Origin of the sequence: Herbinix luporum, from assembly GCF_900070325.1 — a bacterium.
In the GTDB taxonomy this organism is placed as follows: domain Bacteria; phylum Bacillota; class Clostridia; order Lachnospirales; family Lachnospiraceae; genus Mobilitalea; species Mobilitalea luporum.
Genome location: NZ_LN879430.1, coordinates 1,947,610 through 1,971,583, shown reverse-complemented (window position 1 = coordinate 1,971,583; position 23,974 = coordinate 1,947,610). Strand labels below are relative to the sequence as shown.

The 23,974-nt window shown below is 34.9% G+C and carries 16 protein-coding genes and 2 tRNA genes; 13 read left to right on the top strand and 5 right to left on the bottom strand.

From position 1 onward, the window contains the following. Nucleotides 1–134 precede the first annotated feature (134 nt). The 3 genes from htpG (at nucleotide 135) to SD1D_RS09115 (ending at nucleotide 6,265) form a co-directional block, all read left to right on the top strand. Nucleotides 135–2,129, top strand: a complete 1,995-nt coding sequence (gene htpG, locus SD1D_RS09125; RefSeq protein ID WP_058258625.1) for a molecular chaperone HtpG — start codon at nucleotides 135–137, stop codon at nucleotides 2,127–2,129. A 302-nt stretch (nucleotides 2,130–2,431) separates the two neighbouring features. Then, a complete protein-coding gene (locus tag SD1D_RS09120; RefSeq protein WP_058258624.1) occupies nucleotides 2,432–3,274 on the top strand; it encodes a DegV family protein in 843 nt (280 codons plus the stop codon). A gap of 231 nt (nucleotides 3,275–3,505) precedes the next feature. Then, entirely contained in the window at nucleotides 3,506–6,265 is a 2,760-nt protein-coding gene (locus SD1D_RS09115; protein ID WP_058258623.1) for a glycoside hydrolase family 3 protein, read from the top strand. 8 nt (nucleotides 6,266–6,273) lie between these two features. On the opposite strand, the gene SD1D_RS09110 is transcribed toward SD1D_RS09115, so the two are convergent. Beyond that, nucleotides 6,274–7,137: an AraC family transcriptional regulator gene (locus SD1D_RS09110; protein WP_058258622.1), complete on the bottom strand. Its 864-nt coding sequence runs from the start codon at nucleotides 7,135–7,137 to the stop codon at nucleotides 6,274–6,276. A 242-nt stretch (nucleotides 7,138–7,379) separates the two neighbouring features. On the opposite strand from SD1D_RS09110, the gene uxuA reads away from it, so the two are divergent. The 6 genes from uxuA (at nucleotide 7,380) to SD1D_RS09080 (ending at nucleotide 16,773) form a co-directional block, all read left to right on the top strand. Next, entirely contained in the window at nucleotides 7,380–8,426 is a 1,047-nt protein-coding gene (uxuA, locus tag SD1D_RS09105; RefSeq protein ID WP_058258621.1) for a mannonate dehydratase, read from the top strand. Nucleotides 8,427–8,691: 265 nt separating this feature from the next. Further along, nucleotides 8,692–10,386 carry a family 43 glycosylhydrolase gene (locus SD1D_RS09100; protein ID WP_058258620.1) on the top strand — a complete coding sequence of 565 codons (1,695 nt, stop codon included), beginning with the start codon at nucleotides 8,692–8,694 and terminating at the stop codon, nucleotides 10,384–10,386. A 54-nt stretch (nucleotides 10,387–10,440) separates the two neighbouring features. Further along, entirely contained in the window at nucleotides 10,441–11,382 is a 942-nt protein-coding gene (locus tag SD1D_RS09095) for an AraC family transcriptional regulator (protein WP_058258619.1), read from the top strand. Nucleotides 11,383–11,550: 168 nt separating this feature from the next. Beyond that, entirely contained in the window at nucleotides 11,551–14,922 is a 3,372-nt protein-coding gene (locus SD1D_RS09090) for a J domain-containing protein (RefSeq protein WP_058258618.1), read from the top strand. After that, nucleotides 14,919–16,613 carry a molecular chaperone HscC gene (locus SD1D_RS09085; protein WP_058258617.1) on the top strand — a complete coding sequence of 565 codons (1,695 nt, stop codon included), beginning with the start codon at nucleotides 14,919–14,921 and terminating at the stop codon, nucleotides 16,611–16,613. The genes SD1D_RS09090 and SD1D_RS09085 overlap by 4 nt, the downstream gene beginning before the upstream one ends. Nucleotides 16,614–16,699: 86 nt before the next feature. Then, a tRNA-Pro gene (locus SD1D_RS09080) sits at nucleotides 16,700–16,773 on the top strand. 270 nt (nucleotides 16,774–17,043) lie between these two features. Here the strand turns inward: SD1D_RS09080 and SD1D_RS09075 are convergent. Next, a complete protein-coding gene (locus SD1D_RS09075; protein WP_058258616.1) occupies nucleotides 17,044–17,910 on the bottom strand; it encodes an NYN domain-containing protein in 867 nt (288 codons plus the stop codon). Nucleotides 17,911–18,057: 147 nt separating this feature from the next. On the opposite strand from SD1D_RS09075, the gene SD1D_RS09070 reads away from it, so the two are divergent. After that, nucleotides 18,058–18,130, top strand: a tRNA-Thr gene (locus tag SD1D_RS09070). Between the two features lie 112 nt (nucleotides 18,131–18,242). On the opposite strand, the gene SD1D_RS09065 is transcribed toward SD1D_RS09070, so the two are convergent. From SD1D_RS09065 to SD1D_RS09055, 3 genes are all read right to left on the bottom strand, one after another. Continuing rightward, nucleotides 18,243–19,112: a DegV family protein gene (locus tag SD1D_RS09065; protein WP_058258615.1), complete on the bottom strand. Its 870-nt coding sequence runs from the start codon at nucleotides 19,110–19,112 to the stop codon at nucleotides 18,243–18,245. Nucleotides 19,113–19,284: 172 nt separating this feature from the next. Beyond that, complete coding sequence (locus SD1D_RS09060; protein WP_242955210.1) at nucleotides 19,285–20,109, bottom strand: ABC transporter permease; 825 nt, start codon at nucleotides 20,107–20,109, stop codon at nucleotides 19,285–19,287. Beyond that, nucleotides 20,093–20,869 (bottom strand): ABC transporter ATP-binding protein, encoded by a 777-nt coding sequence (locus tag SD1D_RS09055; protein WP_058258614.1) that lies wholly within the window; start codon nucleotides 20,867–20,869, stop codon nucleotides 20,093–20,095. The genes SD1D_RS09060 and SD1D_RS09055 overlap by 17 nt, the downstream gene beginning before the upstream one ends. Nucleotides 20,870–21,117: 248 nt before the next feature. On the opposite strand from SD1D_RS09055, the gene gcvT reads away from it, so the two are divergent. From gcvT to gcvPA, 3 genes are all read left to right on the top strand, one after another. Beyond that, the gene (gene gcvT / locus SD1D_RS09050; protein WP_058258613.1) at nucleotides 21,118–22,203 is read left to right on the top strand and encodes a glycine cleavage system aminomethyltransferase GcvT; all 1,086 of its coding nucleotides are present in this window, start codon (nucleotides 21,118–21,120) and stop codon (nucleotides 22,201–22,203) included. A 16-nt stretch (nucleotides 22,204–22,219) separates the two neighbouring features. Next, on the top strand, nucleotides 22,220–22,588 hold the full coding sequence (gcvH, locus tag SD1D_RS09045) for a glycine cleavage system protein GcvH (RefSeq protein WP_058258612.1): 369 nt from the start codon (nucleotides 22,220–22,222) through the stop codon (nucleotides 22,586–22,588). A gap of 69 nt (nucleotides 22,589–22,657) precedes the next feature. After that, nucleotides 22,658–23,974: an aminomethyl-transferring glycine dehydrogenase subunit GcvPA gene (gcvPA, locus tag SD1D_RS09040; RefSeq protein ID WP_058258611.1), complete on the top strand. Its 1,317-nt coding sequence runs from the start codon at nucleotides 22,658–22,660 to the stop codon at nucleotides 23,972–23,974.

Sequence of the window (23,974 nt, the reverse complement as noted above, 5' to 3'; positions counted from 1 at the left end):
AAGAGAGTGCTAAAATTTTCTTGACTTTTCATTTTTTACATATTATTATATCTGATAAAGGAAAGACATAAAGAACAACTAGAATAGGAAAGGAGGAGTAATTGGGCTGTGTAACTTGGCTCAATTAAAAATGTATGAGTACAGAAAGAGGTAATCTATCGATTAATTCGGAAAATATATTTCCTATTATTAAGAAATGGTTATATTCAGATCATGACATTTTTGTCCGTGAGTTGATATCCAACGGATGCGATGCCATTACTAAATTAAAGAAACTTGAAATTATGGGTGAGGCAGACATTCCGGAGGATACTCATTATAAAGTTGTGGTTACAATAAACCCGGAAGAAAAAACAATTTGCTTTTCCGATAACGGTGTAGGAATGACCGCAGAGGAAGTTAAGGAATATATTAATCAGATTGCATTTTCAGGGGCGAAAAAATTTATTGAAACATATAAGGATAAGGCCAGTGATGATCAAATAATAGGACATTTCGGACTGGGCTTCTATTCTGCCTTTATGGTGGCTGATAAAGTTACAATTAATACTTTGTCCTGGCAAAAGGATGCAGCTCCTGTTTATTGGGAATCTGAAGGTGGCTTAGAGTATGAGATGAGAGAAGGAAGCAGAAGTGAGCGGGGAACCGATATTACTCTCCATCTTAATGAAGACAGTTATGAATTCTCCAATGAATACCGAGTGAAGGAAGTTATTAATAAATATTGCTCCTTTATGCCGGTAGAGATTTATTTTGAGAATGCCAATGCTCCTAAGGAAAAGGAAAAAGATAAGGATAAGGACAAGGATAAGAAAGCCGAAGATGAGGCACCAAAGCCACTAAATGATACAACTCCTTTGTGGACAAAGCATCCTAATGATTGCACAGAGGAAGAATATAAGAAGTTTTATAGGGAAGTATTCCATGATTACAAAGAGCCCTTGTTCTGGATACATCTGAATATGGATTATCCCTTTAACTTAAAGGGTATATTATATTTCCCCAAAATTAATACGGAATATGATTCTATTGAAGGTGTAATAAAGCTTTATAGCAACCAGGTATTTATCGCTGACAATATTAAGGAAGTAACTCCGGAATTTTTAATGCTCTTAAAGGGGGTTATCGATTGTCCGGACCTACCCCTTAATGTATCTAGAAGTGCTTTACAAAATGATGGTTTTGTAAGGAAGATTTCTGATTATATTACCAAGAAAGTAGCAGATAAGCTTTCCGGTATGTATAAGGTTGAAAGAGAAAACTATGAGAATTTCTGGGATGATATCAGTCCCTTTATAAAATTTGGCTGCTTAAAAGATGATAAGTTCAGCGATAAGATGAAAGACTTTATTATATATAAGAACCTGGAAGGTAAATATATTACCTTAGATGATTATATTGAGGCAGCAAAATCTAAATCATTTGATGATAAGAAGGAAGAAGATAAATCCACCGATGAAGGAAAAGAGAAGACTGACAGTTCTTCCACTGAGGATGACCAGGAGCTTAAAGAAGATGAAAAAGTAACTGTATATTATATAACTGATGAAAAGCAGCAAAGTCAGTATATCAATATGTTTAAAGAGGCAGGCCTAGATGCAGTTTATCTAACCCATAATATTGATCAGCCCTTTATAACCCATGTTGAGTATAAAAATCAGAAGGTTAGATTTATGCGTATTGACGCAGATATTACAGATAGCTTCAGGGACGAAACTAAAAAGAAAGATAAAAAGCTATTAAAGAATAATACAGAAGCTATGACAAAATTATTCCGAAAGGTATTAGGTAAAGAGAAGCTAGAAGTTAAGGTAGAGAAGCTTAAGAACGATAAGGTATCTTCTGTAATTACTTTATCTGAGGAAAGCCGCAGAATGCAGGATATGATGAGAATGTATAATATGGGCGCCATGGATGATAGTATGTTTGCAGGTGGAGAAACCCTGGTTCTTAATGCAAATCATAAGCTAGTACAATATATAATTGCCAATGAAAATTCAGAACATACCCCTATGATTTGTGAGCAGTTATATGACCTAGCTTACTTAAGCCATAAGCCTTTAGAGCCTGAGGCCATGACAAGGTTTATACAAAGAAGTAATGAAATAATGCTGCTTCTAGCACAATAGATAAGGAAAGCTTATATAGTAGTGGTATGGGATTAATAATCCCATACCACTATTTTTTTTATACTTTTATTTTATTTAAAAACATGGGAAGAATAATTATGAAATTATTATAATATTTAGGCTTCACCCCTTGAAATAATAATATAAATGATATATCATATAGTAACAAAAACCATATCATGGAATATTGATATAACATGAGATAGAATAGTAAATAATATCAAATAAATGTAAATGTTTATATTATCTAGTTCTAATCTTTTTATATATATAATGTTAAATATTTATGCTGGAGGACAAAGATGAAATATAAAATTTTAGTAGACAGCTGTACAGATTTACCCATACAGCTTAAGACAGATTCACATTTTAAAATAATACCTTTAACTTTAATAATTGATGATAAAATAATTGTGGATAATGAGGATTTTAACCAAAAAGAATTTTTAAATATAATGAATAAAAGCCCCAACAGCCCCAAATCTGCCTGCCCCTCACCGGAAGATTATATGAGGGAGTTTGAAGGTGACGGGGATACTTATGTAGTCACCATATCTTCTGAGTTAAGCGGATCATATAACAGTGCACTTTTAGCTAAAAAATTATATTTAGAAGAGCATCCCAGTAGCAATAAGAAAATAGAGGTAATTGATTCTCGCAGTGCCTCTGTGGGGCAGACTTTGATTGCAATGAAGATTAAGGAATTGATAAATTCCGGGCATATTTTTGATGAAATCACTGAAAAAATAAAAATCTTCCGTTCAGAAATGAAAACTAAATTTGTAATAGAAAGCCTGGAGAACCTAAGAAAAAATGGCAGGTTAAGTCATATTAAAGCAATACTCTCTAATGTCTTAAACATAAAGCCGGTTATGGGAGCAACTCCTGAAGGAACTATCTGCAAGCTAGATCAAGCTAGAGGAATTAACAAGACCTTAATTAAGATGTCAGAAATTATCGAAGGGGATGTAATTAAGTCCCAGGAAAAAATACTGGGAATAGCCCATTGTAATTGTAAAGAGAGGGCTAATTTTGTAAAAGAAGAAATATTAAAAAGAGTTCCTTTTAAAGATTGCTTTATAGTGGATACAGCAGGTGTCAGCACAATGTATGCTAACGAAGGTGGTATTATAGTAGCATATTAGTAAAATAGCACATTTTTTAGTAAATTTATCATAATTTAAAACATTGAAATGAAAGCTATAATTTGTTAGGATGAATATGATTCGACGGTATAATGATAGGCTAAAGATTTAAATATAATAAATAATTAAAAGTATAAAAACCATAGAAAGGTATAAATAATCCTTTAAACTATGGTTTTTAATTTTAAACATTCCTTATAATACTATAAGGCACAGAAAGGAGTACCTATGATGAAAGATAATATTTTTGATGTACAAGAGTATGCTAAAGTTGCAAGACAAGCTGCAGCAGAAGGGGCTGTTCTACTTAAAAATGACAATAATGTTCTGCCTCTGGCACCGAAAAGTAAAGTGGCCTTGTTTGGTCGTGCTCAGTTTAATTATTATAAAAGCGGTACAGGTTCAGGTGGTATGGTAAACACCAGATATGTGGTGGGAATTTCAGAGGCCCTAGAGGGTGAAGGGGGATACCTTATCGATCAGACTGTTAAAAAGCATTATGAGGAATGGCTGAAAGATCATCCTTATGAGGCCGGTAATGGTTGGGCAAAAGAACCCTGGTTCCAAGAAGAAATGCCTCTTACAGAAGAACTAGTAGAAAGAGCCAGACAAGATAATGATACAGCTATAATTATTATCGGACGTACAGCCGGTGAAGATAAAGATAATGTGGCAGAAGCAGGAAGTTATTATCTTACAGAAATCGAAGAAGATATGCTTAAAAAGGTATGTGGTGTATTTGAACGGACTATTGTACTTCTTAATGTAGGAAATATTATTGATATGAGCTGGGTAAAAAAATATAATCCGGCTTCGGTAATCTATCTATGGCAGGGGGGCCAGGAAGGGGGAAATGGTGCTTTAGATGTATTAACCGGGAAGGTTAACCCTTGCGGAAAGCTTACGGATACCATTGCCAAGGAAATTTCCGACTATCCTTCCTCTGCAAATTACGGTAATCCCACCCGCAATTTATATGTGGAAGATATTTATGTAGGATATAGGTATTTTGAAACCTTTGCCAAAGATCGTGTCTTATATCCTTTCGGCTATGGTCTATCCTACACTACATTTTCTATACAAAGTAGGGCCATATATCAGGATGATTTAAAGGTGGCTGTGGATGTGGCTGTTACCAATACCGGAAATATGGCCGGTAAGGAAGTTGTTCAAGTTTACTGTGAGGCACCCCAAGGAAAGCTTGGAAAGCCTAAAAGGGTTTTAGCAGGCTTTGCTAAAAGTAAGCTTCTTAGTCCGGGAGAAAGCCAAGACCTAAGAATTGAAATTCCCTTAGGTACCCTGTCAAGCTATGATGATTCAGGTGTAACCGGATATAAGTCAGCATGGGTATTGGAAGAAGGATCATATGGATTTTATGTAGGAGGAAATGTTAGGGAGGCAAGTCTTGCCGGCAGTATTACAATAGAAAGTCTTAAGCTTATAGAACAGCTTCAGGAAGCCTTGGCTCCTGTAACTGAATTTGAACGGATGCGCCCCGGTAAAGACGGACAATTAAGCTTTGAAAAGGTTCCTCTTCGTACTATAGATCCTAAGAAGACCCGGGAAAAAAAACTACCTCCAGCCAAGGAGTATACGGGAGATTTAGGCTATAAGCTGGCTGATGTGGAAAGTGGTAAGGTAAGTATGGATACCTTCTTAAGCCAGCTAAGTGATGAGGATTTATGCTGCATAATCCGTGGTGAGGGAATGAGCAGTCCTAAGGTTACTCCCGGTACAGCCGGTGCCTTTGGAGGGGTAACAGAAAGCTTGAAGTCCTTTGGACTTCCGGTGGCTTGTTGTGCCGACGGTCCCAGCGGTATTCGCATGGATTGCGGTAGTCTGGCATTTGCCTTACCGATTGGAACATGCCTTGCATGTACCTGGAATATGGAGCTGGTAGAAGAACTATTTAGATATGAGGGCTTGGAACTTAGGAGAAACAAAATAGATAATCTACTTGGCCCCGGCATGAATATTCATCGTCATCCCCTTAATGGCCGCAATTTTGAATATTTCTCCGAAGATCCTTTGCTTACGGGAAAAATGGCAGTGGCTCAACTTCAAGGTATGCATAAATATGGTGTTACCGGTACTATTAAGCATTTTGCTTGTAATAATCAGGAATCTAACCGCTATGATGTAGAAGCTGTTGTTTCTGAAAGGGCCCTTCGTGAGATTTACCTTAAGGGTTTTGAAATCGCCGTAAAAGAAGGGGGAGCATATTCTATTATGACCTCTTATAACCCGGTAAACGGACTATGGACTTCCAGTAATTATGATCTGGTTACCACTATACTTCGCAAGCAATGGGGTTACAAAGGTATAGTAATGACCGACTGGTTTGCCAAAGGTAACGATGAAGGAGAAGAGGCTAGCCCTCAAAATGTAGCTGCAATGGTTCGGGCACAAAATGACCTATATATGGTGGTTTTAGATGCTAAGAAAAATTCGGGTAATGATAATTTGGCTGAAGCTTTAGAAAAAGGAACTACAAGTCGGGGAGAATTTTTAAGAAGCGCTGCTAATATTTGCAACTATCTTTTAACTACCCTTGCCTGGAGACGTCAGCAAGGGATATTTAGCCAGCTGGATGAGCAGTTGACTAAGTCTTTAGAAGAAGACGATGGAATAATTCAAAATATGATTCCTCTAGATGTAGATAAATGCGCTACCTTATCCGGGGACTTAATCAATACCCAAAAAGGAGAAAGCACCCATTTACAGGTAACAATTCAGGAAGCCGGATATTATAGACTGGAGATAACTTGCAAAGCTATGGAAGATATAAGTGAGTTGGCACAAATACCCCTTAGTATTTTCCTTAATCAGAACTTTGTAAAAACCATTACCCTAACCGGCTCAGATAAGATCTGGCGTACTGAAATTATAGATTTTGAAGAGCCTGTATTACAAAACACCTATTTTATTAAGCTTTATTTTGGACTGGGTGGAATGGAGATTAAGGATCTTAAGATAGTTAAAATAAAATAATAATTTCCTTATTCCCGCTTCATCATCTTATAAAATTGCTTAGGTGTTAAACCATACTCATTTTTAAAGGCTCGAAAAAAGTTAGAATAATCTCCAAAACCGGCATGTTCATAAACACTATTTATGGGCATGCCGTTTAATATATATTCTTTGGCAAGGATAAGTTTTTTTTGAATAATAAATTTATGTATGGTGGTTCCGGTATGTTTTTTAAATTCCCTTAACATATGGTATTTACTTATATAAAATTTCTCGGAAAGCTCATCAAGCCTAATATCTTCTTTTATATTATTATTTATATATTGAATGATTTCGTCAATAAGGCTGCTTTTTTTTATTTCTATACTGGCTTTTGAATTATTATGGAATAATTGGGTATTAATATATACAAATAACTCCACCAGGTAAGCTTTATAGAGTAAGTCCTTTCCCATCCCTTTGTAAGTCTCTAGATTTAGCAATTTAAATAAAATATTTCGAATATTAGCCTGTACTTCAAAATCTGTTCGTAATACATTTTTTCTTTTGGGATCTTCAAAGCATCTTTTTAAATCCATGGTCTTTGTAGAAAGGCTATTAAGAAATTCTTTGTTAATCCACAAGACAATACGTTCATAGGGTTTTGATACTTTGTTTATTATAGGCTGATGGAGATCCCTTGAGTTAATTAATACAATATCTCCCGGAATAAGTGTATAGGTTTTTCCCTCTATAATATAAGTTACATCTCCGGAAATAAAGAGGTAACATTCATAAAAATCATGGTGATGAAGGTTTACTTTATATAAATTGGTGTCTGAATAATGAAAGATTTCATAATCGCTGGTCATCATATTTTGTCTGGTAAGGTAGGGATGAGTTGCTTTTTTCATATTGACCTCCAAGTTACAACAATTTTCACTGGATATATGCATAATATCACAGCAATTTTTGCAAGTCAAATAGCAATAAAAACATAGGAAATAATAAGGGAGATTAATTATAATAATATACAGTACCATTACTATTTTATCAAAAACAAATTTATATAAATTCATTGTATTAATTGATTAGCTTGGTAAAAGAATATTGTATAAATAATGTTTAAAATAATTTTGATATGGAGGAATTTACTATGAAGTTATCATTTCGTTGGTATGGAAAAGACGACCCGGTAAGAATTGATTATATTAAACAGATACCCAATATGCACAGCATAGTGACAGCAATATACGATACACCTGTAGGTGAAGTTTGGAGCCAGGAAAGCATTGACAGCTTAAAGGATGAGGTGGAAAGAGCAGGCCTTAAGTTCGAGGTTATTGAAAGCGTTCCTGTACACGAAGATATTAAGCTTGGCTTGCCTTCTAGACAGACCTATATAGATAATTATAAGGAAAATATACGCAGATTATCTAAGGCCGGAGTAAAGGTAATATGCTACAACTTTATGCCTGTCTTTGACTGGACCAGAACCCAGCTTGATAAGGTTTTAGAAGACGGATCAACAGCCCTTGTATATTATAAAGACCAATTAACCAAGATGGATCCACTTAAGGGAGAACTTTCCCTGCCCGGATGGGATTCTAGTTACACAAAGGATGAGCTTTCAGAAATATTTGAAAAGTATAAGTCTGTGGATGAGGAGAAGCTTTGGAGCAATTTAGAATACTTCCTTAAGGAGATTATACCGGTTGCAGAAGAATGTGATGTGAAAATGGCAATACACCCGGATGACCCTCCATATCCTATCTTTGGACTTCCACGTATTATTACAACTGAAGCTAATTTAGACCGATTCCTAAAGTTGGTGGACAGCCCCTATAATGGACTTACCTTCTGTACCGGATCCCTGGGAAGTGCCCACTTTAACAATATTGTAAACATGGTTGATAAGTATTCAGCCCTGGGAAGAATTCATTTTATGCATATAAGGAACGTTAAACTTTTAGATGACGGAAGTTTTGAAGAAAGTGCCCATTATTCACCCTGTGGCTCACTGGATATAGTTGAAATTGTAAAAGTACTTCATAAAAATAAGTTCACAGGTTATATACGACCTGATCACGGAAGAATGATATGGGGTGAGACCGGAAGACCGGGATATGGCCTTTATGACCGTGCTTTAGGAGCAATGTATATAACAGGTATTTGGGAAACCTTAGATAAGACATCTAATTAAGTTTAAATAAGTCATATTGTATATACAAATAAAAAAGATGACTTTATTGTTAAATTAGCCATATTAGTCATCTTTTTTTATATGCTTATATCAATAAAAAATAATATCATAAATTTGAAATAAGAACTTTATATAAAATAATAAATCTTTTATCTATAATTTTACTAAAAAAAATAGTCTATATAGTAAGATAAGATTAAAGATGATATGATGTGTTAAGATAAGATTTTCCTATAATTAAGAGCTACAAAGGAGAAGTGTACATATGGATTATATTTGTAACCCAATTAATATGGAATATAAGTATCAGTTTATTGATCAAAAGGGAAAACTAAGTTTGTCTAGGGAGGCAGCAGACCCTTCTATAATATTATTTAAAGAAAAGTATTATTTATTTCCTTCTATGACAAAAGGTTTCTTAGTAAGCCATAATCTTACAGAGTGGGAATTTCACCCCCTAAAAAATGTCCCTGTTTATGATTATGCTCCGGATGTTAGGGTAATAGGAGATTATATTTATTTTTCAGCCTCAAAGTGGGATGCAAACTGCTCCTTTTACCGCAGTACAGACCCCATAAATAAGGGCTTTGAAGAAATACCCGGAACATTTCCTTTTTGGGATCCTAACCTTTTTGTAGATGATGACGGCAAGATATATTTTTATTGGGGATGTTCCGATGTAACACCTATTTATGGAGTAGAATTAAATCCCCAGGATATGACACCTATGACTGAGCCGGTAGAATTAATATTTTCTAATATCCATAAATATGGATTTGAAAGAAGGGGAGAGGATCATAAAGCTTTAAATTCCGAAGGAGAAAGCACTGCACCTTATATCGAAGGACCCTGGATGGACAAATACAAGGGAAAATATTATCTGCAATATGCCTTTCCCGGTACAGAGTTTAATATATACGGTGACGGTGTCTATATATCAGACAGCCCCTTAGGGCCTTTTAAGTTAGCAAAGAACAATCCCTTCTCATATAAACCCGGTGGATTTATACCGGGAGCCGGCCATGGTTCTACCCTAAAAGATAAGAAGGGAAATTGGTGGCACCTTGCTACCATGAGAATTAGCGTAAATCACCCCTTTGAAAGACGTTTAGGTATCTGGCCGGCAGGCTTTGATAAGGAGGGGGAACTTTTTTGCAATCAAAGATATGGTGACTGGCCTATGAAGGTAGAAAATCTTATGGAACCGTGGAAGAAACCGGATTGGATGCTTTTATCTTATAATAAACCTTGCAGGGCCTCTTCCTATGTAGAAGGAAGGGAGCCTAAATTTGCAACAGATGAAAATGTTCAGACCTGGTGGAGGGCAGCCGGTAACAAAAGCGGCCAGTGGATAGAGATAGATCTTTTAGACTGCCTTGATGTAAGGGCAATTCAGATAAATTTTGCCGATGAGATAGATGAGCCGAAATTGCCGGAAGGAAAAAGTCTAATAGGTGATATGCCAAGGTATATCGATGAGAAGAAATACTATACCAGATGGATTTTAGAAGCTTCCATAGACGGGGAAGAATATTTTGTGATAGAAGATAAATCAAAGGCAGAAACTGATCTGGCCCACGATTTTATAGTTCGGGAGGAAGGATTAAAGGCCAGATATATAAAATGTACGATTATGGAAGTGCCTTATAATCAAAATCCATGTATTTCGGGACTTCGCATCTTTGGCCTAGGCAAGGGTCCTCTTCCTGCTAAATCAGATATTATTACAACAGAATTTATCAGTGATTTAGATCTTTTGGTGAAGTGGAAGGATGTTAAAGCCACAGGATATAATGTTCTATGGGGTTATGCCCAGGATAAATTATATCACAGTTATATGGTATTTGGAAAAAATAAACTAACTATTGGGGCCCTTATAAAGGATCAAGCTATTTTTGTAAGAGTAGATGCCTTTAATGAAGTAGGGATTACAGAAGGAGATGTAATAAAGGTGAAATAACACCAATAATTAAGCTAAGTTATAAGTTACTGATGAAAAAAAGGAGAAGTAAATTTGGACAGTTTTTTACTTGATAAATTGAAAGAAATTACAGATGAGGAAAGAGAAATATTAGAAGGTAAAAAACCCTCCACTAATATTGTATACAAGCATAAAATATTAGATGATGGGAAGCTAATTAAAATATGGTCCCATACCAGATTTATTCATTTTCCTGCCCATTCTCATAATTATATTGAAATAGTATATATGTGCCAAGGTTGTACTCACCATATTATTAACAATAATGAAATTATATTAAATAAGGGAGAATTACTTTTTATAAATCTAAATGCCCTACATGAGATATATCCTGCAGATAAAGATGATATTGCCATTAACTTTATTATACAGCCTGAATTTTTTGATATAGCCACAAAAATGATGGATGAAAAGGATAATTCTTTGTTTAATTATATAATAGAGAGTTTAACAAACTGTGAGGATAATATGGGCTACTTTCATTTTAAAGTTTCTGAAGTTCTTCCCATACAGAATTTGATAGAAAATTTGATTTGGTCAGCTATTAGTAATCAAGATAATACCAGGGATATTACTCAGTATACCATGGGTTTGTTATTATTACATCTGATGAATTTAAGCAATAAGATTTTTTCTGAAAATAATTATGAGCAGGAGTTAACTTTAAAGATTCTTAAATTTGTAGAGGATAATTATAGGGAGGGGACACTTAGTAAACTGGCAGAGAGTCTTAATTGTGACATGGTATGGCTAAGCAGGACCATCAAAAGGCTTACGGATAAAACCTTTACGGAGTTAATTCAGATTAAAAGATTAAATCAGGCAGCCTACCTCCTTGAAAATACTAAAATACCCATAGCAGATATTGGTTACTTTGTAGGTTATGAAAATTTAAGTTATTTTTATAGAATTTTTAAAGAACACTATGGTCTTACACCTAGGTACTATCGTTTAAGTAAATTAAAAGAAACATAAACTTCTTAATCAATAAGATTTTAAACCCTTAATCTATGATTTATATCAATAGATGAGGGTTTTTTTATAAATTTTACATTTTACTAGTAATTTTTTCATATAAAAATTGACAAACACTTATATATTATAACATAATATAGCTAAAATGCTTTTTATGAGGAAGATAGTATGGATAAAAAAATATGGGAAGTATTAGGTATTGAAGAAACTAAGGATGAAGAGAAGATAATACAAGCATATAGGGATAAATTAATAGCTGTTAATCCGGAGGATGATGCAAAAGGCTTTATGCAACTAAGGGCTGCATATGAAGAGGCCCTTCGTTTTGTAAATGAGCCTGAACAAGAAGAGATTAGGCAAGAAAAAAATGATGTAGATTTATGGATAGATAAAATAGCAGGTATTTATAGTTCCTTAGATAGTCGTAGAGATGAAAAGGCTTGGGAAGAGCTTTTTAGGGATGATATCTGTATTGGATTGGATACAAGCATAGAAGCCAGGGAAAAATTGCTGGTTTTTCTTATGGATCATTATTATTTGCCCCACCGGATATGGAAGCTTATGGATAGGGAATTTGATATTGTAGCTGATAAGGAAGATTTGTATGAGATATTTCCCAGAAACTTTATTGATTATGTAGTTAATCAAATTACCGTAGAAGGATTTCTTGATTTTACCTTGTTTGATTATAAGGAAGGGGAAGAGGCGGATGAATATATCAGAACTTATTTTCAGTTAAAGTCTAGCCTAGATGAAAATAAATTAGATGATTGCCAAAAAATTATTGATGATTTAAAAAAGTATCAGACCCATCATCCTTATGAAGATGTTGAAAAAATCAGGTATTATTTATTAACAGACCGGTTAGAAGAGGTAGAAAATCTGGCCAAAACCCTAGTTAACCGGTATCAGGATGATGGTTATATTCTTTCGGTATATGGTAAGTTAAAAAGTAAGCAAGAATTATATGATGAAGCTAGTAACTGGTATCAAAGAGTTCTTGAGCTATATCCGGATTATTACTGGGCAAAAATCGGATTGGTGGAATGCTTATATAAGAAGAAAAAATATACAGAAGCTAAGGATTTAGCATTGAAATTACTAAATCAATATTATCATGATGAAACTATAAGTTCTTACTTGATTGAAATAAATGAAATCTTAATTCAAAGATATCAAGAAAAGTTAAAACAAAAGCAGGATAATAAAATCAAATTGGAACTGGCTTGGTGCTATTTTCAAAATGAAAAATTAGATGATTGCATAAATCTCTTAGAGGAATTACCTGATACAGCCCGCAGAGAATATGATTTTATAAATCTTTATGGAAGGGCTTATCTAGCTTTGGGTAAATATGATCTTGCCTTGGATAAACTTAAAGTTTGGCTACAAGCAATCCTTGATACAAAAAAAGACGACAGTGAAGAAGCAAAGAAAAGATATGGCAGATTGGGTTATGCCTATTATTCAATTGGCCTATGCTATACAAACCTTCAAGCTTATGATGAGGCTGTGTTTTATTATCAAAAAAGCATTGAAGTGGAAGAAAGAATACATGAAAAGTTAGTTGCAATGGAGAGGCTGGCATATACCTATCTGAAAGCAAAAAACTATAAGGAGTGTATAAAAACCTGTGAAAATATTATAGAGATAAGCAGAGATTACTATCCGGCTTATCTTCTTAGACAAGAAGCCTTTTATGACCTTCATAATGATCAGGAAGTTATTAATGATTACTATAGGGCTGTTGAGATTTACCCAGGCTATATAAGGCCTTATTTATATGCCATAAAAGTATATATAAGACATAACCAATATGAAGATGCAAAAGCCGTAGCAGAGGCGGCAAGGAAAGCCGGTTTAGAAAGTAATGAGTTTAAATTACTTTGTGTAAAGCTAATCAGGCTAAGGGATAATACAGAAGAAGAAAGAGAAGAAGCCATACAAGAATGCATAAAGCTAAAAGAAAGCCTAAAGGAAGATGATAATGATATAGAAGATCCAAGCCTTATAGATTTTGAATTGGCACTTTTATATGCCCAAAGTAATCAATACGGACAGGCATTAGCCCTGATTGACTCAATTATAGAAAAGAAACCGGATGAATATTTTTATGTCCTTATAAAGGCCGGGCTCCTAAAAGATATAGGAAAATATAAGTCTGCAATTGATTTGTTTAATAGCCTTCTAGAAAAAAATCCTGAAAATCTAAGGATATATTATGAGCTGGGATTTTGTTATTATGAAAACAATAATAGGGAAAAAGCATTAGAAGTTTTTCATAAAATACTTGAAATAAATCCGGAGTATGCCAATGTCAACGATAAAATAGCAGACATATATCATACTATGCTAAATGAAACTAAAAAGCTGGAATATTATAAAAAGGCATTGCCCTACGCTGACAAGCAAGTAGAAATTGCCGGAAGCGATAACTATTATGTAAACAGAGGCTTATTACATATGGATGCATATGAGTTTGATAAGGCCTTATCTGACTTTTATAGGGCTTTAGAGATTAATCCCGATGACTGGATAGCTTATAATAATGCCGGTTGTACACATATGTTTATGAGAAATATGGATAAGGCAATTGAAATCTTGAAGGAAGCAGTGGCTAAGACATCCATAGAAGATAATCGGCTGCCATATGGAAATCTGGCTAAATGTTATTACATAATAAAAGAATATGATAAGGCATTAAAGTATTATGAAGAGCTTCACCGGCTATATCCTACAACAGCCTTGTATATCGAATATATATCAGAGATATATAAAATAAAGGGTGATTTACATAGTAGTATAAAATGGTTATACAAATTAAAGGATATAGATAGTAAAAATCAAGGAACCATAGAAAATGAACTGGGGAAAATTTATTTTCTGCAGGGTAATACGGATAAGGCCTATAATCATTATAAGTTATCTTTAGCTTATGATAGTTTATCAAATTATATGGATTATGCAGAATTTTTATTATTAAATTATGATTATAATTATTCTCTATCTATAATAAAAGAAGCTTTTAAGAGTATTAAAACCAAGGATAAAAGTTATATAAAAACCTGTAAAAAAGCAGCAGTCCTTTACTTAAGTGTAGAGCTTTTTAAGGGTAATTTATCAAAAAGGTTGAAAAATAAATTTAAAAAGAAAGCTAAGAAATTGGCCATAGATGGAATAAAAACAATCTATAAATTTTATAACAATAGTATAGAAAGTTATTATGAATTTCCAAGTAACCGGGTTGATCGCTTGGCAGATTTGGCCTCTATCTACCTATCCATGGGGGATGAGCAGGGGGCAGAATATTATCTTAAGATGGGCCTTGAGTCTTTACCATGTAGAAAATGCATCTATGAAAAATGTGTCAAACTTTATGAAGTATATGGAATTTTATACGAAATAAGAGATCAATTGGATAAAGCCATAGAATGTTATAAGATAATACTAAAGGAAAATCCAGGTAATATGACTTATATTAAAAGATTAGAAAATGCAGAAGAGAAATATAAAGCACAACTTAAGGAGAATGTGAAATGATTATTGGTATTGATTTAGGAACTACAAACAGTTTGGTAACTTATTTTACAGAGGAAGGTCCAAAGATTATACCTAATCGCTTGGGAAAATACTTAACCCCCTCTGTAGTAAGTATAGATGAGAATAATGAAATTTATGTGGGAGAGACAGCAAAAGAACGGGAACTTTTGTATCCGGGAAGCAGTGCCAGTGTATTTAAAAGAGATATGGGAAGTAATCGTAAGTTTCAACTGGCTAATAAAAAATTTACCGCAGAAGAATTATCTTCCTTTATAATCCGCTCACTTTGCCAAGATGCCGAAAGTTATTTAAATGAACCTGTCACTGAAGCGGTTATAAGTGTTCCGGCTTATTTTAATGATATAAGAAGAAAGGCAACCAAGCGGGCGGGAGAATTGGCCGGAATAAAGGTTGAACGTATTATAAGTGAACCTACGGCAGCAGCCATAGCTTATGGACTTTATCAGGACAAAGAAAATAAAAAGTTTTTAGTCTTTGATCTGGGGGGAGGAACCTTTGATGTCTCTATCTTAGAATTATACAAGTCTATAATAGAAGTAAGGGCAGTTGCCGGAGATAACTTTCTTGGAGGAGAGGATTTTACTAAGGTTTTAGAAAAAATGTTTTTTGATAAAAACAAGCAGATAAAAAAAGAATTACTCTCCGAAAAAGATAGAAAGTACATTCATAGACAGATGGAACTATGTAAATTAGAGTTATCTGAAAAAGACAGTATAACAAAGAGTTTTCAAATTGAGGGAAATGAAGTATCATTTCATACAGATATAGAAGCTTATGAAAAGGCATGTGAAGAATTATTTGAAAGAATACGAATTCCTATTAAGAGAAGTCTCTCCGATGCCAATATCCGGGTAAGGGATATTGATAAGGTTGTTTTAATAGGCGGGGCCACCAAGCAGCCCCTTATAAGAAAATTTGTCAGCAAACTATTTGGAATGATACCGGATACATCTATTAATCCTGATGAGGCAGTAGCCCTTGGGACAGCTATTCAGGCTGCTATGAAAGAGAGGAATGAGGCTATTAGGGAAGTTATCCTAACAGATGTATGTCCTTTTACCTTGGGTACGGAAGTAGTAATGACCTTAGGGGAAAATTGGATAGAGTCGGGACATTTTTGCCCTATTATCGAAAGAAACACCACAATTCCCGCAAGCCGAACTGAAAGACTTTATACGGTCTATGATAACCAGTCAGAAATTTGTGTAAATATCCTTCAAGGGGAGAGCAGATATGCAGCTAATAATCTTTCCCTTGGAGAGATAACTGTTAAAGTTCCAAAGGCTAAAAAAGGGGAAGAAGCCATAGATGTGACCTATACATATGATGTTAATTCAATTCTTGAAGTAGAAGTAAAGGTTGTATCCACAGGGGAAGTTAGAAAACAGGTGATAAAAGGACAGGATAATAATATGACAGATGAGGAGATAAAACAGCGTTTAGAGGAGTTATCTTATCTAAAAATATCACCCAGGGACCGGGAAGAAAATAAACTTCTACTGCTTCGTGGTGAACGGTTATATGAAGAAGCCTTAAGTAGCGACCGACAGAGAATTCATTATGAATTAAACAGATTTGAAAGTGCTCTAAAGACCCAAGATCGGGATAAAATAGAAGAGGCAAGAAGAAGGATAAAAGAATTTTTAGATGAATATGAGATGGATTTATAAGTATAAGCTAAAAATAAAAATCCAGTTGACATTTATGAAGTTTTGTTAGATAATAGTTGATGCGGTTAAATTAAAGATCGCATTTTCGAGGCGTGGCTCAGTTTGGTAGAGCGCTGCGTTCGGGACGCAGAGGCCGTGGGTTCGAGTCCCGTCGCCTCGATTAAAAATTAGGCCAAAATAAAATATAACGAGGGTTTTGAATAAAATTCAGAACCCTCGTTTTTTATGTCTTTAGGCTGCATAAAAGTAATAAAGGATGCCCTGTTTTTAATGTAAATCATGGTTTCGGGACATCCTATTTGTTGGGCTTGTGCTTTAATCTAAAAAAGATTTTCAATTACTAAACTACTTTAAATTAAATCAAGCCTATAGCTATATTTTATATTTATATGGCCATATTATATTACTTTTATAAATATGTCAACATGTATCACCAAAATTCTTCATAGCTTTTCTTTATCAGACTGTCAAAATCGTAACAATCTACAACATCTTCCAGTGTTATAACATTAAGTTTCATAGCCTCTTCTTTATAAATAGTAGGCATAATAGCATAAAAATCAGAATTACGATATTCGTAGCGGTATATAAATATTTTGTTTGTTTTATATAGGTTTTTCAATATATTATATAGTTCATATTCCATTATAGAGCTGTAAGTATCTTGATTTTCCACATAATATTTTATTTCAATATGTTTTAAATATGTATTACTTTTTGCTACATTATCAAGATTGGTTCTTGCATAGTTTTCGATATTTTCCCAGACTTCTTCTTCAATCCTTTCTATATATAAGGGTTCTTCCATTTGGATATTAAGAATATCATCTAGGGTAATGTGTTCGTCGGGTACATTACATAGGGCAAAATCAAAGTTGCTACCGACGGTAAGGAGAGTAACTTTTCTTTTATTTAGCCTAATGGTGTTAAGTAGAGGTGACATATCCTTGTCATTGGACATAATGATGAATTCATCAATATTTTCATTGATATACATGTCATTTAGAGCGTCAATTGTTATTTGAAGATCTGCATAGTTTTTTCCACGATTGGAGGTATGAATTGTGCTGACTCCGTATTCCTGTAATCTTGTCTGATGGCGGGACTCCATTAAATCCCTATTGTCAAAATTACAATAAGCTATAATCTTTACAATCCTTAGGTTTTTGCTTTTGCACCATTTATGGATTTTTTCGAAAAAACCTAAGCGAAGAAGATTTTTGTACTGAAACAAGAGGGTTTTGTACACATTTTCATAATCAATGTAGATGGCTACATTATATAATTTATTGTCCATACTTCACTCCTTTATATTAATTTAACCTTATTATAACACGTTTCGTCAAAATGAAATAAACAAGTTTTTAATTTTATATTGAAATTTTATTTTTTTTATATTAAAATCATTGAATAATAGATTGATTGGAATATATATATTAGTGATGCTTCTGTGGCTCAGCTGGTAGAGCAATTGATTCGTAATCAATAGGTCACGGGTTCGAGTCCCGTCAGAAGCTTAATATAAGCCTTATAACACACTGGTTATAGGGCTTATATTTATAATAATATAAAATTTATATGGAGTGTTTATGGACATAATGTAAGGTCCCATCATATATAAAGGGAGTATTATCGCTTTTCCCCCATAAAACATAGTCCTATTGCCCCGGGACCTGAATGGGAACCGATACTGGGACTGATAGTGTTTATTAATATCTTCTTATGAGGAAGAGCCTCCTTAATAAGTCTTTTAAGATACATGGCATCATCTGGGGCATCCCCGTGGGCTATGCAGATTATATCATTGTCATCTTTATATCTACCCATATTGTCTATCATATAATTAAATATGGTAGAAAGAGATTTCTTCCTGCCCCTAATCGTAGTAAGGGGAACTAGTCCACCTTCTTCGTTTATATATAAGATGGGTTTCATATTCATTATAGAACCGATTAATGCTGTGGTTTTGGAGATTCTTCCACCCCTTTGTAGATGATATAAATCATTTACGGTAAAAAAGGTGGAGAAATTCATCTTATGCTCCTCTAGCCAGGAAGCAATCTCGTCAATGGTTTTTCCTTCCTCTTTCATTTCTACAGCTTTTATTACAAAAATACCTTCACCAAGAGAGGCATTTAAGGTGTCTATTACAATTATCTTAGCATCCGGATTTTCCTCACATATATCTCTGGCTCCGGCCATGACATTGCTGCAGCCTCCGCTAAGGCCGGAGGAAAAGCTAATATGTAAAATATCAAGGTCAAGGTTTATGTAGTTTTGGAAAGTCTGTCTGATAACTTGGGGATTACTGGCCATGGTAGTGGGCATTAGACCTGCTCTCATTCTATCATAGAATTCTTTTGGTGTAAGATTTACTTCATCCCCATAGGTTATTCCTCCTAGGTTATAGTAGTGAGGAATTATACCTATACTTTTCTCTTTTATATATTCTATTGGTAAATCAGAATTTGAATCCGTGGTAATAACAAAATTTCTCATCTCTTAAAACTCCCAAAAATTGTAATTTACTTTATTATACTAAAATAAAGCATAAATAGCAAGAGTTTTATTTACAAAAATAGTAAAAAATGTAGCTTTTTCTTTATTTTTCTTATATAAAATTCAGTATCTTTGTCCATGTATTTTATAAAAGGGGGTTCTGCTTCCCCCTTTACCTAGTATACTTTTTTTGAAAGTAGGCTAATAGTTTATATAGACCGGTGGCCACTATACATAAAATAACTATACTCATAATTACATAATCTAGCTTAAAGACTTGGCTTCCGTAGATTATAAGGTAGCCTAAGCCAGCCTTTGCGGCTAAAAATTCCCCGATTATTACACCGACCAGTGATAAACCGATGTTAACTTTCATCAGGCTAATCATAGAGGGGATATTAGCAGGCAGGATTACCTTTAGAAGTACATCTTTCTTTTTTCCTCCAAGGGTATAGATTAATTTAATTTTATCTTCTTCAACTGCTTTAAAATCAGAGTGTAAGGTTATAATGGTACCAAATAAGGCAACCGAGATTGCGGCCACGATAATTGTGTTCATATTATTTCCCAGCCATACGATAAAGACAGGAGCTAGGGCAGACTTAGGTAGACTATTTAAGACAATCAGGTAAGGTTCAAGAATTTTTGATATAGTTTCATTCCACCAAAGAATCACCGCAACAAGTAATCCGATTAAGTTTACCAAGGCAAAACTTAAAAGAGTTTCATATAAGGTTATACCCAGATGATAGAATAGTTGGCCGTCAACTGTCATTTGTACTATGGTATTTACCACTCTAGAAGGACTAGAGAATATAAACGGATCCACTATGCCAATATAGGTACTTATTTCCCAAAAAGCAACAAAACCTATTAATATCATAATTTGTATAGTACGAATTCTTCGGTTTTGTAATATATGCTTTTTGATATATGCTTTCTGAGCAGCTGAAATATCTAAGCTTTCACTTGTAACTTTTCTATTCCTTCTGCTCAAGATTGTTTAACTCCTTCCATATTAAATTAAAGTAATCTGTAAATTCCGGTGCGCTTCTAGCCCTAAATGGAGTAGGATCCGTTATAGATAGTTTTATATCAATAATCCGCTTTACACTGCCGGGTCTTTTTGTCAATATAATAACTCTGTCAGACATGCTGATAGCCTCTGATATATCATGGGTTATTAAGATTGCTGTTTTCTTCTCTTTACGGATTATTCCCCAGATATCATCTGCCACCTCAAGCCTGGTTTGATAATCTAAGGCAGAAAAAGGTTCATCTAAAAGCAAAATATCTGGTTCCAACAAAAGGGTACGAATTAGAGCCGCTCTTTGACGCATTCCACCAGATAATTCAGAAGGATATGAATTTTTAAAAGTAATTAGACCATAAGTGTTCAAAAGTTCATTTATGTGGACATAGCTGTTATCACTTAATTTATTTTGAATTTCCATTCCCAAGGTTACATTTCTTAAGGTATCACGCCATTCCAGCAGATGATCTTTTTGAAGCATATAGCCGATGTTTTTACCAGAGGATTTAATGTCTTTGCCGTTTATATATATTGAACCGCTGCTTGGAGTAAGCAAGCCGGCGATTAGAGAGAGCAGGGTGGATTTGCCACAGCCGCTTGGTCCTACGATGCCTACAAATTCTCCGTCATTTACATGGAAGGAAACATCCACTAAAGCAGGTGTTTCTCCCTCGAGGCTGTGGTAGCTATAGCTGATGTTGTCAATTCGGAGTAGTTCGCTCATATAATACCTCCCTATTAGTTTATACTGTATTATATGACTAGCAAAATGATAAGTTACATAAGATAAATAAGGTAAGATAGAAATAATAAGGGGTTATTGACTTTACTATTTGCCCATAATATAATGAATTCAATAAAAATGTTAAATAATTCTAACAATTACATGGAATTATTTTAATTAGCCAAATATTTATTATCAAGGCAGCTAATAACATGTGTATCCCAAGAATAGGGTAGGAGGAATAATATATGGAGAAAAAAACAGTTCTTTATGATTGCCATATAGATTTAGAAGGGAAGATGATACCCTTTGGGGGATATCTTATGCCTGTACAATATAAATCAGGAGTTATAAAAGAGCATATGGCAGTAAGAAAGGCAGCCGGACTATTTGATGTATCCCATATGGGAGAGGTAATATTAAAGGGTAGTGATGCCTTAAATAATATTCAAAAGCTTGTAACCAATGATTGCAGCTTAATGGTGGACGGACAGGTGAAATACAGCCCTATGTGCAACCAGGATGGGGGTGTAATTGATGATTTACTAATCTACCGTATTGGGAAAGAGGAATATCTTCTTGTTATTAACGCAGCTAACCGCTACAAGGATATTGACTGGATAAGGAAGCATTTATTTGGTGATGTAAGGCTTTCTGATATTTCCGATGAAACTGCTTTGCTGGCACTTCAAGGGCCTTTATCAAAGTCAATACTTACAAAGCTTACAGATGAAAAGACCCTACCCATAAAGTATTATACATTTAAAGAAAATGTAGATATTGGGGGAATAAAATGTATGGTTTCAAAGACAGGCTATACCGGTGAAGAGGGATATGAGATTTATTGTAAAAACAAGGACGCTGTAAGCTTATGGGAACTACTTTTGGATAAGGGAAGTGGTGAAGGATTAATTCCTTGCGGACTTGGAGCTAGGGATACTCTACGGCTAGAAGCGGGACTTCCTTTATATGGCCATGAAATGGATGATAGCATATCACCTATTGAAGCGGGTTTGGGATTTGCCGTTAAGTTGAATAAAGAAGATTTTATCGGTAAGCAGGGTATTATTGATAGGGGAGAACCCACAAAAATCCGTGTGGGCTTAAAAATAACCGGCAGGGGGATTGCAAGAGAAGATTGCCCGGTATTTTATGGTGATAAAGAGGTGGGAAGAACCACATCCGGTACTCATTCACCTTATCTTGGCTATCCTATAGCTATGGCTTATGTTGATTTGAACTACAAAGATGTAGGAACTAATCTTATGGTGGAGATTAGAGGACGAAAAACATCTGCAGAGATTGTTCCTTTACCATTTTATAAAAAATCATAATTAAGGAGGACATACTATGAGTAAGGAGTATTTATTTTTACAGTCCCATGAATGGGTGCAGTTTTTAGATGAAACCACAGCAAGAATAGGAATTTCCGATTATGCGCAAAATGAACTGGGAGATCTGGTTTTTGTTAACCTTCCGGAAGAAGGGGAGGAAGTAGAAGCCGGTGAGGTATTTGCCGAGGTTGAATCTGTTAAAGCGGTTTCTAATGTATACAGCCCTGTAACAGGAGTTGTAAAAGCAGTTAATGAAGAACTTCTTGACCAGCCGGATCTTATTAATTCAGATGCTATGGAAGCTTGGTTTATAGAGGTTGAAAATATTACTGACAAGGCAGAACTTTTATCTGAAGAAGAGTATAATAAATTAATTTCTCAGTAGTAAGAAATCTTATATGGAGATGGAATTTATACTTTTCATCGACCTTTAAAATATAAAGAGGAGGTCACCATGGGAAATTATGTTCCGAATACAAAGGATGAACAGGATCAAATGCTAAAGGCCATTGGGCTTAGCTCTATGGAGGACTTATTTGATACCATACCTGAGGAAGTAAAATTAAAGGCTCCACTTAATATACCTAAGGGAATGTCTGAGATGGAAGTGTTTTACAGAATGAGAAATATTGCAAATAAGAACAAGGTTTTTCAGACTGTATTTAGAGGCTGTGGAGCTTATCGCCACTATATACCTGCCATTGTAAAACAAGTTACCTCTAAGGAGGAATTTATAACTTCATATACCCCATATCAGGCGGAAATCAGCCAAGGAATTCTTCAATCTATTTTTGAATTTCAGACCATGATATGTGAGCTGACGGGAATGGATGTAGCTAATGCTTCCGTTTATGATGGTTCTTGTGCAGCTGCTGAGGCTGTTATTATGAGTAGGGAAAGAAAGAGAAAAAAAGCCCTTGTATCAGCTTCAGTTAATCCTATGACCGTTGAAACCATTTCCACTTATCTTAAGGGAACTGATATGGAGATGGAGCTAATTCCCCTTAAGGAGGGAATTACTGATATAGACAGCTTAAAGAAAATGCTTGGGGATGATACAGCCTGTGTCCTGATACAGCAGCCCAATTACTTTGGCCTGCTAGAGGATGGGGATACAATCGGAGAACTTCTTAAAGATAGTGATATAAAATATATTATGAGCTGTAATCCCATCTCCTTAGGAATATTAAAGACCCCTGCAGAATATGGTGCAGATATTGCAGTGGGAGAGGGACAAGCCCTTGGAATTAGTTTGTCCTTTGGAGGTCCCTATCTGGGTTTTATGGCAACAAGAGATAATTTGAAGCGCCGGCTTCCGGGAAGAATCGTAGGAGAGACAAATGATTTGCAAGGAAGACGGGCCTTTGTCTTAACCTTGCAGGCCAGGGAGCAGCATATCCGCCGGGAGAAGGCCTCCAGTAATATATGCTCCAATCAGGCCCTGTGTGCTATGACAGCGGCTGTCTATCTTGCAGCCATGGGAAAAAAAGGCCTAAGCCGTGTAGCTACCCTTTCAATGTCTAAGGCCCATTATCTTGCCCAGCGTTTATGTGAGATAGAGGGATATAAATTGGTATATCCGGGAGAATTTTTCAATGAGTTTGTAACTACAGTTAATACTGAAGTGGATAAAATACTGGCTATTCTTGAGGAAAGAGGAATTTTAGGAGGATATCCTGTAGGTAAGAATCAGCTGCTTTGGTGTGCTACAGAAGTCAATTCCAAGGAAGAGATTGATACCTTGGTTGAGATTCTTAAGGAGGTGCCATAG